We start from the raw sequence: 13,697 nt of genomic DNA, 5'->3' as shown, positions 1-13,697 counted from the left end.
GAAACACCTGCAGGCATCTACGAGTATCCGTACACGATCTGTGAGGTATTGAATCCTGCAAACTGCAGCGATGCGAAAGTAACAGTAGTTGTAGAAGCAGCGCCAATCAAAGCGAATAACGATACGCCACCGGCTATCAACGGAAAAGATGGCGGAAGCACAACAAGTGTATTGGATAACGATCAGCTAAACGGTAAACCAGTTGTACCGGCTGAAGTTAAACTGACTCCGGGTACTTCACCGAACAAAGGAATCACGATGAATCCTGACGGAACAATCACAGTTTCACCGGAAACACCGGCAGGCATCTACGAATATCCGTACACAATTTGTGAGCTATTAAATCCTGCAAATTGCAGCGATGCGAAAGTAACAGTAGTTGTAGAAGCTGCGCCAATCAAAGCTAACAGCGATACGCCAGTTCCTGTAAACGGTAAGAATGGAAAAACAATTCCGAGTGTATTGGATAACGATCAGCTGAACGGCAAACCAGTTGTACCGGCTGAAGTTAAACTGACTCCGGGTACTTCACCAAACAAAGGAATCACGATGAATCCTGACGGAACAATCACGGTATCACCTGAAACACCGGCAGGCAATTACGAATATCCGTACACGATCTGTGAAGTATTGAATCCTGCAAACTGTAGCAATACGGTAGTCAGAATCACAGTAGTAGAGCCTAAGCTTGAGATTGTGAAAGTTGCAGACAGATCAAGAGTAAAAGTAGCTGGTGAAGAGATTACCTATACGATTACAGTTAAAAATACGGGTGGTGTAGAATTTAATAATCTGGTATTGACAGATGTTATGTTCCCTGCCTGGAATGAGAAAATAGCTGTTCTTGCTGTAGGAGCAACCAGAAGTTTCAGTCTGACACACAAGGTGACACAGGACGAAATCGAAGACGGTGTTCTTGTTAATATTGCTAAAGTAAGTGCACAGGATCCGGATGGAAAACCTTATCAGCCTGAAGCGAAGATAGAAACACCGGTAGATAATCTGGCAGGTGTGACTGTTGTCAAAACAGGAGACCGTAAAGAAGTCAAAGAGAGAGGGGATAAGATTGTGTATACCATTACTGTTGAAAATACAGGAAATAAGATTCTGTATAGTGTTGAAGTAACGGATCCGCTGACCAAATTGTCTAAAACAATTAATCAGCTGACACCAGGGCAGAAAGAAGTATTTACTACAGAATATGTCATTATACAATCCGATTTCGATTTGGCTGAAATTGAAAATACAGCCTTTGTGAAAGCAAAAGACGGAAAAGGAAATGCAGTAGATGCCAGCGGACAATACAATGTAACCGTATCACCATTGCCATTGCATATTCCGAATGTCTTTACACCGAACGGAGATGGTCAGAATGATAAATTTGAGATTGAAGGAATAGAACGATTTGATCGTGTCGAGATGACCATTATCAACAGATGGGGGAATGAAGTCTATAGAAATAGCAGATACGACAACAACTGGGTAGGAGAAGGCCTTAACGAAGGGACTTACTACTACATCATTGAGACACATAAAGGCAGTACGAAACAATTGCATAAAGGTTGGGTACTGATCAAACGTAATTAATCGAATCATTCATTATACAGCAATAAAAAATGAAATACGGAAAATATGCAGTGATAACTATCATAAGCCTGTTGGGACTGACAAAAGTCAGTGCCCAGCAGAGCATACAGTTCACGCAATATATATTTAACTCAATGAGTGTCAACCCTGCTTATGCAGGATATAAAGAAGAATGGTTTGCTCAGGTAGGACTGAGAAGTCAGTGGACAGGTTGGGAAGGAGCCCCAAAGACAGGAACTGTTTCTATAGATGGGATTTTGGATGCACAATCCAAACGTCACGGGGTCGGATTGAATGTAACCTCAGATAAACTTGGAGCACAATCAGCAACGGCAATCTATGCAAATTATGCCTTCAGACTGCAGTTGGATGATGAAGATACACAACGCCTTAGTCTGGGTGTGGCAGGAGGTGTGACACAGTATAGTCTGGATGGAAATAAGCTGGATCCGAATGATTACAATGATCAGGTGATTCCTCGCGGAAAAATATCAGACTGGGCACCCGATATTCGTTTAGGCGTATATTATTATAATTCCAGATGGTATGCCGGAGTATCTGTTCAGGATCTTTTTAACGGTACAAATTCCGGATCAGACTATCGTTTTAACAGTACAACATCCGAAAACCTATACCGTACAGTGAGTGGGTATTTCATTGCAGGAGCACTCTTTGAATTAGACAGAGGGGTTCACCTGCGCCCTAGTATTCTGGTTAAAGAAGATTTTAAAGGGCCTACTTCATTGGATGTCAATGCTATGTTTGTATTCAATAGTAAATTCTGGATAGGAGCAGGATATCGTACAAGAGCGAAAATCTTTAACCGGACCTATCAGGATAAGACAATAGATAAACTCAGTGCTACGAATGCCATAACAGGAATTGCTCAGTTTTATGCAACGGAAAAATTGCGTATAGGCTATTCGTATGATATGATGATCAACCGGATGAGCGGCCTGCAAAACGGTTCACATGAGATTACGCTTGGACTCACCTTTGGACGCAAGTCAGCAAGTCAGTACTTAAGCCCTAGATTCTTCTAATTAATCAGTATTAACAGATCATAAAGAATGAAACGGAATATCATGATAAAATCAACTTACCTGAACAAACTGTTAATCGCTCTGGTCGTGTGCGCTGTCGGAATTTCTGAAGTAAAGGCACAGGAACAAATAAGTAAGAGAACAACAGCAGAAAAACTCTATTATCAATATGAGTACTATTCAGCAGCACGTATATATGAGAAACTGGTAGACACCAAACGCCCGAAAGCAGAAGATATGGAGCGTCTGGCGACCTGTTACTTTAATATAAATGAATACAATCTTGCCCGTAACTGGTATGCAAGGGTTGCTGAAGAAGGCAAAATATCCGATCAGTCCCAGCTTAATTATGCTGATGTACTAAAAAAGCTGGGAGATTATGCGGCAGCAAAGAATCAGTATAAAGCTTACGGAACAAAAACAGGAAAAGAAAGTGAAGTAGAACTTGCAATACAGGGATGCGATTCGGCAATTGTGTGGATGCAGAAACCAACTGTACATAAAATCAAAAATGAACAACAGATAAATACACGTTTTTCTGACTTCGGAACTACACCGGTCGGGCAGCAGGTACTCTATGTAGGAGAACCTATGGGATCAGATCAGGTTTCTGGACGAACCGGAAGAGCATTCCTCAGAGTATATTCTGCCACAAGAGATAAGGATGGAATAGCATTGATCTATCCGAATATGTTGCCTGATATCTTCAATAATACCCCTTATCATGTGGGCCCTGTGGCTGTAAATAAGGAGGAGAATGTGCTGTATGTAACACGTACCTATCCGGGGAAGGATACTGAACAACAAAAGTCAGGACCATACAGTTTCAAAAAACATAATCTGGAAATTAAGATTTATACAAAAAACGGGGATAGCTGGAAAGAAACGGACTTTCCTTATAACGATACCAAAAAGTATGCAGTCGGGCATGCCGCACTCAGTAAGGACGAACAGACATTATATTTCGCATCCAATATGCCAGGCGGACATGGCGGTGTAGATATCTGGTATTGTATACTGCAATCTGATGGTACATGGGGTCAACCTGTAAATGCCGGAACTGAAATCAATTCAGCAGGCGATGAAATGTTTCCTTCCGTATTTGAAGACCGGTTATACTATTCAAGCAATGGATTCCCGGGCATGGGTGGTCTCGATATATTCACTGCGACAGGTAGCCGGTCTTCATTTACAAATCGTCAGAACCTTCGCTTTCCGGTAAACTCTGCTTCAGACGATTTCAGCTATGTACTTTTAGGAGACAGTCCTGAAGCACGCTATGGATATTTATCTTCTGATAGATTAGGAGGTCTGGGCTTGGATGATATCTATTCCTTTTCAGCTGTCAAACCCAAAATCACTATCTTACTAAAAGGTGTTGCTCAGCATCGTACAACTGCAGAACCTCTGGAAGATGTACAACTATCCTTGTTGAGTGATGGAGGTAAGGTGGTGTCCCGTAAACTTACTGCAGCTGCAGGTATCTTCGAGTTTCAGTTAGAACCGGGAACAGCTTACCAGTTAATGGGAGAAAAGTTGAAATTCCACGGAGACTCTCTTAATATTGCTGCATTATCTCCTCAAAAGGATACCACCATTCAGGTGACGCTACGGTTACAACCTGTCATAGAAAAAGGAACAACATTTATCCTGGAAAATATCTATTATGATCTGGATAAATATAACATCAGAGCCGATGCCAGGCCAATCCTGAACCAACTGGTTAATACTCTCCGGGATAATCCTACGCTCAAAATCGAACTATCCAGTCATACGGATAGCCGCGCCACACATAAGTACAATATGAAATTATCTCAAAACCGTGCGCAGGCTGCTGTAGATTATATTATTAGCAGAGGTATTGCAAGAGATCGGATTGTCGCAAAAGGCTATGGCGAAACCAGATTGGTAAACAAATGTGCTGATGGAGTCAAATGTTCGGAAGAAGAGCATCAGGCAAACAGAAGAACTGAAATCACAGTATTAGAATATTAAGAAGTATGAAGAGGTTCTGTGTCCTGAGATTGATCAAAAATGGACCTGAATTAAAGAAACACGGTTAAATACAATAAAACAAACTGTTTTCATCGCCCGTCTGTCCTGTATCAGGAGACGGGCGATTTTTTTATAGGATGATCGTTAAATAAAAAATATTCCGCATCTCTGAATAAAAGACCGGAACATTCTTATTTCTGTATATTTTTCCTGTTAAGGGATATTAAGATATTTGTGTGTCTGAAGAGAAATTTCCCATTTAGGATTTGCCATTACATAATCAATGATCAAGGGCGTCATCTCGGCAGCTTTGGACCATTCCGGTTGAAGATACAGCTTACAGGTATCACTTACCTGTTTAGCATGTTCCTCCGCCCATTGGAAATCACTTTTGTTAAATACAATCACTTTTAATTCACCTGCATTTGCCAGCACATCGGGTCTAGGTGCTTTAAATTTTTTTGGAGAAAGACAGATCCAGTCCCAGTTTCCGCTCAACGGATAGGCACCTGAAGTCTCCAGAAAAGTCTGTATTCCGGCATTTTGTAATTGACTTGTCAGGTAATCCAGATTATAGATCAGTGGCTCTCCGCCTGTTACTACAACCGTTTTAGAAGGATGTATGTTCGCATGTTCCACAATAGTATCAGCCGCAGTCAGCGGATGTAGCTCCGCATCCCAGCTTTCTTTAACATCACACCAGTGACATCCCACATCGCATCCGCCTAAGCGTATAAAGTAAGCTGCTTTGCCGGTATGATAGCCTTCTCCCTGTATCGTATAGAATTCTTCCATCAAAGGGAGTTGCCGGCCGTTTTCTGGAACTTGTAGTGACATCTTTTGAAATTAAGACTGCAAAGGTAGGCTTTTTTTCTTAAGATCCGAGTCTGTGTTTTGTGGAGAAGTAAGGTTCTGAAAATTATGACATATGATAGACAGGTGATTAACTTTTTTTAATAAAAATTTTTCTTTTTTCTTGAACATATTAATCTGCATATTGTTATATTTAACATAGTTAGTACCCATTACTAAAACTCTACCTACAATGAAAAGCAAAGGATATTTTCCATTGTTTTTATTCCTGTTTATGATCCTTTGTCCGCTATTGCTGTGGGCCGACGGATCAAAGGATCTTTACCCGACAGGGGTGAAAGGGAATCGTGCGTACCTGATTTCACGTAGTGAGAGGGAGCAGGGAACAACGAGTTTTCCCTTTTTTACCCTTGGAGCACATTATGTATATGTACAATCAGGGGAGACAATTGCGACAGCTTCAAGTGCACAGAATATAGGTGAAGGCAGGATTCGTCTGACCAGTCCTTCCGGAAAAATATATCTTTCAGGAAAAAATAATATCGGCAAGATCGTTAATACCGGCAGAGGGACACGACAGGCAGAGATGTCCGGTCCAAGAGTCGGATATGCTCCTTATGAAGTAAAAGCTACAGAAGAAGGTGTCTGGAAAATAGAATTTATATCACCGGTAGGAGAATTTACAGAAAATTTTGGCGATCCTAATATTCCTGTTGTAGCGGCAGATGGAGATTGGTCGCAAACCTGGGATACCAGTATTGCCGCCTGGGATATTTCGGTAAGAGATGAAGATGACCACAACTGGATTTCCGGAAGGGTATATACCAATGTATTGAATCTGCATCTGAATAGCGGCCAGATGGCCAATAAACAAGGTGCCTTCTTTGGAAAATATCTGGTTCTTACACATGATGGATTTGTATACAAGGTAGATGGAAACGGAAGCAACGGTATCGCTTTTACCTCCTTTGTCAATAATATGGGCTTTGTGGACGATGAAGGAAAATCTTTATACAAAAGTCTGGACTATATTCCACAGGTGGGATCTGGAGATGTACACGATCCGAGACAGGCTGATGGGAATGGAAGTATAACCCACAAGATATTATATACAAAGCCTGATCTCAGTATGCCTGCACAAGCTGTAGGTGCAGTTCCTGAGTTAAAGACATGGCTTATCAACAACCGGCCGGAGCCGGTAGTATCTGATATCAACCTTACAGGTTACGAAGGTACAGCGGGACAGATGGGAGCAAAAGGAGCCCATATACGGTTTACCAGCAGCGAGGAAGCTAAATATAAAATTGTGCTCGAAAGGAGTTCGGATCAGACACAGCTACTGACTGAATTTGTGCATAAAGCATCCGCAGGATTAAATGAAATCTATTGGAACGGATTGGATAAGAATGGACAGTTTGCTCCTAATGGCGAAAAATATCCGTTAACCATTCGCGTCGAACATATCCTGGCAGAAGTACATTTTCCTTATATGGATATGGAGATCAATCCCAATGGTATTCTGCTTGAACGATTAGATAAAGAATTGAACCAGGTAGAGTCTGATGTGGTGTATTGGGATGATAGTGATATTCATGACGGACTTCCTTCCGAAAACAGCAATCCTCGGATAAATCTGGAGGGTATAAGCAGTCTGGTAAATGGGCATCGCTGGGGAACATATACGAATCAGACGGTACAGCGAAATACAAATACGAACTACGGAAATTACAGTTTTGGCAATGAAAAAGCTATCGATACCTGGTCTTATGCCATGATACCTAATCAACAAGTCACTATTGCACTAACAGTCAAAACATCAGATCTCGAAATTTTATCACTAAATAGTCCAGACCGTCAGGTCCGGAAAGGTGAGGAGATCACATATACCCTTAATCTGAAAAATAACGGACCTTCAGATGCTCCGCATGTCCGTTTTAATTTTGATCTTCCGCTTGGCTTCAGGATCAATCATGTGGATATGGGAAAGGTCCTGACAACTATTACTCACGAAGAAGTGAATCAATATAGCAGCTTATTGGATCTGTCAAATCACGAAGAAAGGATTGTAACGGTGAAAGCTACGGCACTGTATGATCCGGAGTCGACTATTGCCATTCAGGCGGTAGCATCTCTCGTACGTAGCGCAGATATGATAGATCCGGATGCTACATCTAGAGATATGACCATTAAAAAACCTTTAGATGCAGAGGCGGAATGTTCAGGGCAGGGGTGTAATAATATTCGTGTTCATCAGGAAGTGTTATGGACAGTAACACAAGTTTCAAATGTAAAAGTAGCCTTGATAAAAAGAGCTCAGTTCATAGATGGAAATGCAGATGGCTATATGCAGGCCGGCGAAAAAATCCGCTATTATTTTGACGTTGTAAATAAGGGCGATGAGGTTTTAAAGGATATCCGTGTTTACGATCCTATGATTACATCAGCAACATTAAGATTAAGCCTGAATAATCTTCAACCCGGACAATCGGGACAAATATTTCTGGATTATGTAATAACTGTCAAAGATTATAACGCCCGCTCAATCATCAATTCTGCCTGGGTAGAAGCCGTTTCAGAGAGCGGTATCGCTGTAAAAGATATCTCCGGAACAACCTATGACAATGATGATCCGACAATCACAATAATTATACATAAGCAGGCTATTTATCTCAAAAAAGAAGTGATCAATACGGGCTCCAAAAGAGATGGCCTGTTCGGAGTGGGAGATCGTATGGAATATAGTTTTACCATTTGGAATGAAACGGATACTACTATCACTGACATATCCCTGCAGGATGATATGCTTTGGGAAAAACCTCAGCCATTTGCCGTAGAAAGTCTGGAAAGAGGACAACATTATAAGTGGAGCGCATTCTATACCGTCAGAGATGAAGATGTAGACAGAGGTCGCATTATGAATTCGGCAACTGTGAGGGCCAACCTGATTCATACAGGCCAGGAGATTACTGATATTTCGGGAACATCATTTGATAATGATCTGCCAACGGTCACAAATATCAGCAAAAGGCCGGTAGGAGTAGAGGATATTGTATTATTAAAACAAAATCAATCTATTCGTATCTATGTTCTGCAAAATGATACAGAAGGCAGTCATCCTTTGCTGACTCATACACTGGAAATAGTTAAGGAGGCTATGCACGGAGAGGTTTCTCTGAATAAAGACGGACAGGTAGAATACAGACCTTTTGAAGACTATGTAGGTACGGACGAATTTCTTTATACTGTGCAGGATGCAAATGAACTGAAGATGTATCCTACTGCAGTGAAAATATTTGTAAATCCGACCACACCAATTGCTGTAGACGATTATGTAATCGGAGAATACAATAAGGATGTTAAAATTTCTGTTCTTGAAAATGATAAGACAGACGGTGTAGAATTAGATATACATAGCATCAGGATCGTTAAAGAATCACAGCAAGGTACCCTGATGATTAGTCTCGGACACATCATCTACCAGGCAAAAGAAGGATATACAGGTACCGATTCATTTACCTATCAGGTGAAGGATCTCAATGGTAACTGGACAAATGAAGCCCGGGTAAACATAGAGGTGTCAGGGTTTTCAGTACCTAACGTCTTTACACCAAACGGAGATGGAGTTAATGATATATTTTATGTTTTAGGAACCGGATATTACGATCGTATTTCATTATCTGTGTGGTCTCGTGCAGGTAAAGAAGTGTATTCCAGCAATGATTACCGTAACGACTGGAACGGTGACGGAGCAGAAGATATGACCTATTTTTATGTAGTACAGGCCTACAGAAACGGAGTCAAGCAAACGAAAAAGACAGGGTATATTTTGATCACCAGAAAACCAGTAAAATAATTTTTGATCATAAAAAGTCCTCTTTTCAAAATGATAAACCGTTATATGATTGGTTGTACAATAGTGTAATTTGTTTTTAATGCAATGCGAAAACGTTTTCGTTAAAATTATTTTTACTGAAAATAATTTTATTCTACTTTAGTCTTATCGATTATAAGCACACTATTATTTTTTTTTCTGAGTTTGCCATTTGTTAGGCAGTATTGATTGTGGAGTTAACAGGGTTAAGTTTTACTTCCCATTTGTTACTGCATGATTCTGCTTGTAAACTCATAAGCGTATTATACACTAACTAAAATTTTATAAACACACACAACTATTAGTGCAGTAACCTTCTCAAAATTATTGAAGAGGTTGTAGCCTGTACCTAAAACAAAAATTATGAAACATTTAAAATTTATTTATTTGTTATTGGCTGTGCTTTTAACAATATCATGTAAAAATGATTTACTGGTATACGACGACCCTGCTTCAGGTATGAAATTGTCACCTAAAGAGATGGCAATTACTCCCGGTTATTTACAATTACCTAATGGCTCTTTTGAAGAAGGAACAGGCAATACCTTTACAAACTGGTCTATGCTTAACGGAGCTTCCACCCTTTCTGCCACTACAGTGCCTGCAGAAGTATACGAGGCTAACCGTGCGCTGAAAGTGGTAAATACTGTCAGTAACGGACAATCTAATGCATGGAAAATACAACTCGCATCCGTAAATCTTTCTACTGTATCTGGCTCGGATTACCGTATCCGCGTATGGGCAAAAGCAACAGGAACAGGTACTAACGGATTTCGATTTCAGGTAAGAGGTGGTACAAAACAAATTTTGTTACATAAGAAAATTGGAACTATCTGGGCATTATATGAGTGGATGTTTAAGGCAGATGCAGATTCTACAATGATCATACTTGATTTGGGAGCTGATGCAAACACCTATTATATAGATAACGTATCTGTCAGTGAGGTGCCGACTACTGTAACATATTCTGCCATATGGGGAGAAAATGGTGAGTTGTGGGATAAATCCCGTATTCCGGATTTTACTAATGCCGGATATAGGAGTGGTAATCAGGCTATCCCCGATTATCCCCAAAGCTTAAATGTCACCACTTTAGGAGCCGTTGGAGATGGTGTTACAGACAATACCGCCGTGTTCAAGAGCGCTATTAATCAGTGTGCTGAGAATGGTACAATTTATATTCCTGCTGGAAAATATGTATTGAAAGATACACTGATGATTAAGCGTAGCGGTATTAATATTAAGGGAGCCGGAGATGCGACTATACTTTATTTTACCAAAGGACTGGAAGAGCTTTATCCTAAATATAACAGACCAGGTTTGCCAAATCAGTCTGACTGGTCATGGGAGGGGGGAATGATTACATTCTCAGGAAATATCAGCGGATCCGGTATTCAGTCCTTAAAAATCGAGTTTCCGGATAATGCCTGGGCCGGGCACAACTTTCATGAACGGGCTTACAACGCTATTGGCTATACAAACAGCGCACATGACGGATGGATCAAAAATGTAAAAATGAAAGGCTGTGATATCGGGATCTGGATTGGACGAACATCACATCATATCACTGCAGAAGGCTGGACGCTTGAATCCGGTCCTGTTCGGGCTGCAGGTACAAAAGGTGTCGGACATCATGGCGTAAATATTTATGGTGGATATAATTTGTTTCAGAATTTTGAAGTTAAAGGCAAATACCATCATGATCTGTCTGTGGAATCTGCTTCCAGCATATTCAATGTGTTCAGAAATGGAAAAGGAACAGATATATGTATAGATCATCATAATCATCAGGTACGCAATAATCTGTTTACGAATCTGAATGTAGGAACAGGCTCCCGTCTTTACACTTCAGGTGGAAATGATACCCCTGCCGGCATTAATATTAATGAGACCTACTGGAATATTACAGCGACCAATAATCTTTCCTACAATAATATGGGATCCGGTTCCGGAGCGAAGTCTAAGAATAACGTCGCTGTGGGGATAAAGACAACTTCAGGTTCAGCTCTTCCTAATGTGAACAACAACTGGTATGAGACCATCAGCCCTGCATCTTTATCTCCGAAAGATTTATATGTATCACAGATGAAACTGGTGAAAAATATAACGGTGAATTAAGAAAAGGAGGCTATAATTAATACCGGGAAATATTGTCCATAGCAAAGTGTCGGTCTGTGGGCAATGTATTCTAATTGTCCTGAAAAAAGTTACTGTTGGCAAGGTAGAATAGGAGCAAAAGGGACTTTTTTCGCAGGGGAACATGATCAGAAAGGCTGTTTATACAGCCTTTTTTTGTTGGTTGATTTTGTGTATATTTGTGATCTAGTTAACAAAGGAGCAGCAGGGGTCAAACTACATAATCGTATATGTTGTCCTGCAGGTTTCTATATTTTTTTAAACATATAATCATACTTGTAAATGATTAAAATTACATTACCTGATGGATCCGTTAGAGAATATGAAAAAGGAACATCAGCCGCTCAAGTAGCATTGTCCATTTCTGAAGGATTAGCCAGAAATGTATTAGCAGCCGAAGTAAATGGCGAAATCTGGGACTCTTCACGTCCGATCGAACAGGATTCCTCCCTTAAATTACTTACCTGGAATGATGACAAAGGTAAATCTACCTTCTGGCATTCTTCTGCACACTTAATGGCAGAAGCATTAGAAGCCTTGTATCCGGGAGTGAAATTTGGTATCGGTCCTGCTATTGAAACCGGGTTTTACTACGATGTTGATTTCGGAGACCGTGAATTTTCATCAGACGAGTTTAAGCAGATCGAAGATAAAATGCTGGAACTGGCAAAACGTAAAGAAGTATTCGAGCGCAGAGCCGTTTCCAAAGCAGAAGCACTGGATTACTTTACTGAAAAAGGAGATGAATACAAACTTGACCTGATCAAAGATCTGGAAGACGGAAAGATTACATTCTATTCACAGGGAGATTTTACCGATCTGTGTCGTGGTCCTCATATTCCGAATACCGGATTTATCAAAGCAATCAAACTGACAAACGTAGCCGGTGCATACTGGCGCGGAGATGAGTCTCGTAAACAATTGACTCGTATATACGGTGTTACCTTTCCAAAGGCTTCTGAACTGACAGATTACCTGAAGTTTATCGAAGAAGCGAAGAAACGTGATCACCGTAAATTAGGTAAGGAACTGGAACTTTTTGCTTTCTCGGAGAAAGTAGGAATGGGATTACCGCTATGGTTGCCTAAAGGAGCTGCACTTCGTCAGAAGCTGATCGACTTTATGCAACGTGCGCAACTCAAAGCTGGATACGAACCTGTCGTGACGCCTCATATCGGTCACAAACAATTGTACGTGACTTCAGGTCACTATGAAAAGTACGGTGAAGATTCCTTTCAGCCGATCAAGACTCCGGTAGAAGGGGAGGAATTCTTCCTTAAACCGATGAACTGTCCACACCACTGTGAGATATACAAGACAAAACCACGGTCCTACAAAGACCTTCCGGTTCGTTTTGCTGAGTTTGGAACAGTATACAGATATGAACAATCGGGAGAATTGCATGGATTGACACGTGTTCGTGGGTTTACTCAGGATGATGCGCATTTATTCTGCCGTCCGGATCAGGTGAAAGAAGAATTTAAAAAAGTTATTGATCTGGTTCTTTATGTATTCGGGGCATTGGGCTTTGAAGATTATATCGCACAGGTATCCCTGCGTGATCCTGAAAACAGAACTAAGTATATCGGTTCGGATGAAAACTGGGCGCTGGCTGAACGTGCGATTATCGAAGCTGCTGACGAAAAAGGATTGCCTACTGTAGTAGAATACGGAGAGGCTGCATTCTATGGACCAAAACTGGACTTTATGGTCAAAGATGCGCTGGGACGTAAATGGCAATTGGGTACTATTCAGGTCGATTACAATTTGCCTGAGCGCTTTGAGCTCGAATATACAGGTAGTGACAATGCAAAACACAGACCTGTCATGATCCACCGTGCACCATTCGGATCTCTTGAACGCTTCATCGCTGTATTGATTGAACATTGTGCCGGACGTTTTCCGTTATGGCTTGCTCCAGAGCAGTTTATCGTCTTGCCAGTGTCAGAAAAATATGAAGAATATGCACAAAAACTTTTAGAATCATTAAATAATTCCGATATTCGCGGTCTGATTGACCTTCGTGATGAGAAAGTCGGTCGTAAGATTCGTGACGCTGAAGTGAAAAAATTGCCTTATATGTTGATTGTAGGGGAAAAAGAAGCAGAAAGTGGCACAGTTTCTGTTCGTAAGCACGGGTCAGGAGACGTTGGTTCAATGACACCCGAAGAATTTAGAGAAATATTAATTAAAGAAATAACCGTTTAATTTTTAAACATTTGGCATTAAAAAGACCCAGTGGACCTCGTCCA

At 40.8% G+C, this 13,697-nt stretch carries 7 protein-coding genes; 6 read left to right on the top strand and 1 reads right to left on the bottom strand.

All coding sequences use genetic code 11. The features are described from left to right. From B4B65_RS15875 to B4B65_RS15865, 3 genes are all read left to right on the top strand, one after another. Window positions 1-1,587: DUF7507 domain-containing protein (locus B4B65_RS15875; protein ID WP_293916756.1), on the top strand; the 1,587-nt coding region annotated here is incomplete at its 5' end. Between the two features lie 29 nt (window positions 1,588-1,616). Continuing rightward, window positions 1,617-2,630 (top strand): PorP/SprF family type IX secretion system membrane protein, encoded by a 1,014-nt coding sequence (locus tag B4B65_RS15870; RefSeq protein ID WP_293916754.1) that lies wholly within the window; start codon window positions 1,617-1,619, stop codon window positions 2,628-2,630. Window positions 2,631-2,657: 27 nt separating this feature from the next. Beyond that, a complete protein-coding gene (locus B4B65_RS15865; RefSeq protein ID WP_293916752.1) occupies window positions 2,658-4,625 on the top strand; it encodes an OmpA family protein in 1,968 nt (655 codons plus the stop codon). Between the two features lie 213 nt (window positions 4,626-4,838). Here B4B65_RS15865 and B4B65_RS15860 read toward each other — a convergent pair whose 3' ends face one another. Then, the gene (locus tag B4B65_RS15860; protein ID WP_201679914.1) at window positions 4,839-5,462 is read right to left on the bottom strand and encodes a 7-carboxy-7-deazaguanine synthase QueE; all 624 of its coding nucleotides are present in this window, start codon (window positions 5,460-5,462) and stop codon (window positions 4,839-4,841) included. Window positions 5,463-5,670: 208 nt separating this feature from the next. Between B4B65_RS15860 and B4B65_RS15855 the strand changes: the two genes are divergently transcribed. The 3 genes from B4B65_RS15855 (at window position 5,671) to thrS (ending at window position 13,653) form a co-directional block, all read left to right on the top strand. Beyond that, window positions 5,671-9,291 (top strand): DUF7507 domain-containing protein, encoded by a 3,621-nt coding sequence (locus B4B65_RS15855; RefSeq protein ID WP_293916750.1) that lies wholly within the window; start codon window positions 5,671-5,673, stop codon window positions 9,289-9,291. A gap of 381 nt (window positions 9,292-9,672) precedes the next feature. Continuing rightward, complete coding sequence (locus B4B65_RS15850) at window positions 9,673-11,427, top strand: glycosyl hydrolase family 28-related protein (protein WP_293916748.1); 1,755 nt, start codon at window positions 9,673-9,675, stop codon at window positions 11,425-11,427. Window positions 11,428-11,727: 300 nt separating this feature from the next. Next, window positions 11,728-13,653, top strand: coding sequence for a threonine--tRNA ligase (thrS, locus tag B4B65_RS15845; RefSeq protein WP_293916746.1), 1,926 nt, complete (start codon window positions 11,728-11,730; stop codon window positions 13,651-13,653). Window positions 13,654-13,697 lie beyond the last annotated feature (44 nt).

This window comes from Sphingobacterium sp. UBA5789 (assembly GCF_002418355.1).
Taxonomy (GTDB): Bacteria; Bacteroidota; Bacteroidia; order Sphingobacteriales; family Sphingobacteriaceae; genus Sphingobacterium.
Note: the sequence above shows the minus strand (reverse complement) of the source record. Positions and strands in the feature narration are given on the sequence as shown.

Excerpts from the sequence above, each read along its gene's own strand:
- B4B65_RS15855 (WP_293916750.1), top strand. The coding sequence starts at position 5,671 with ATGAAAAGCAAAGGATATTTTCCATTGTTTTTATTCCTGTTTATGATC.
- B4B65_RS15850 (WP_293916748.1), top strand. The coding sequence starts at position 9,673 with ATGAAACATTTAAAATTTATTTATTTGTTATTGGCTGTGCTTTTAACA.
- B4B65_RS15860 (WP_201679914.1), bottom strand. The coding sequence starts at position 5,462 with ATGTCACTACAAGTTCCAGAAAACGGCCGGCAACTCCCTTTGATGGAA.
- thrS (WP_293916746.1), top strand. The coding sequence starts at position 11,728 with ATGATTAAAATTACATTACCTGATGGATCCGTTAGAGAATATGAAAAA.
- B4B65_RS15865 (WP_293916752.1), top strand. The coding sequence starts at position 2,658 with ATGAAACGGAATATCATGATAAAATCAACTTACCTGAACAAACTGTTA.
- B4B65_RS15870 (WP_293916754.1), top strand. The coding sequence starts at position 1,617 with ATGAAATACGGAAAATATGCAGTGATAACTATCATAAGCCTGTTGGGA.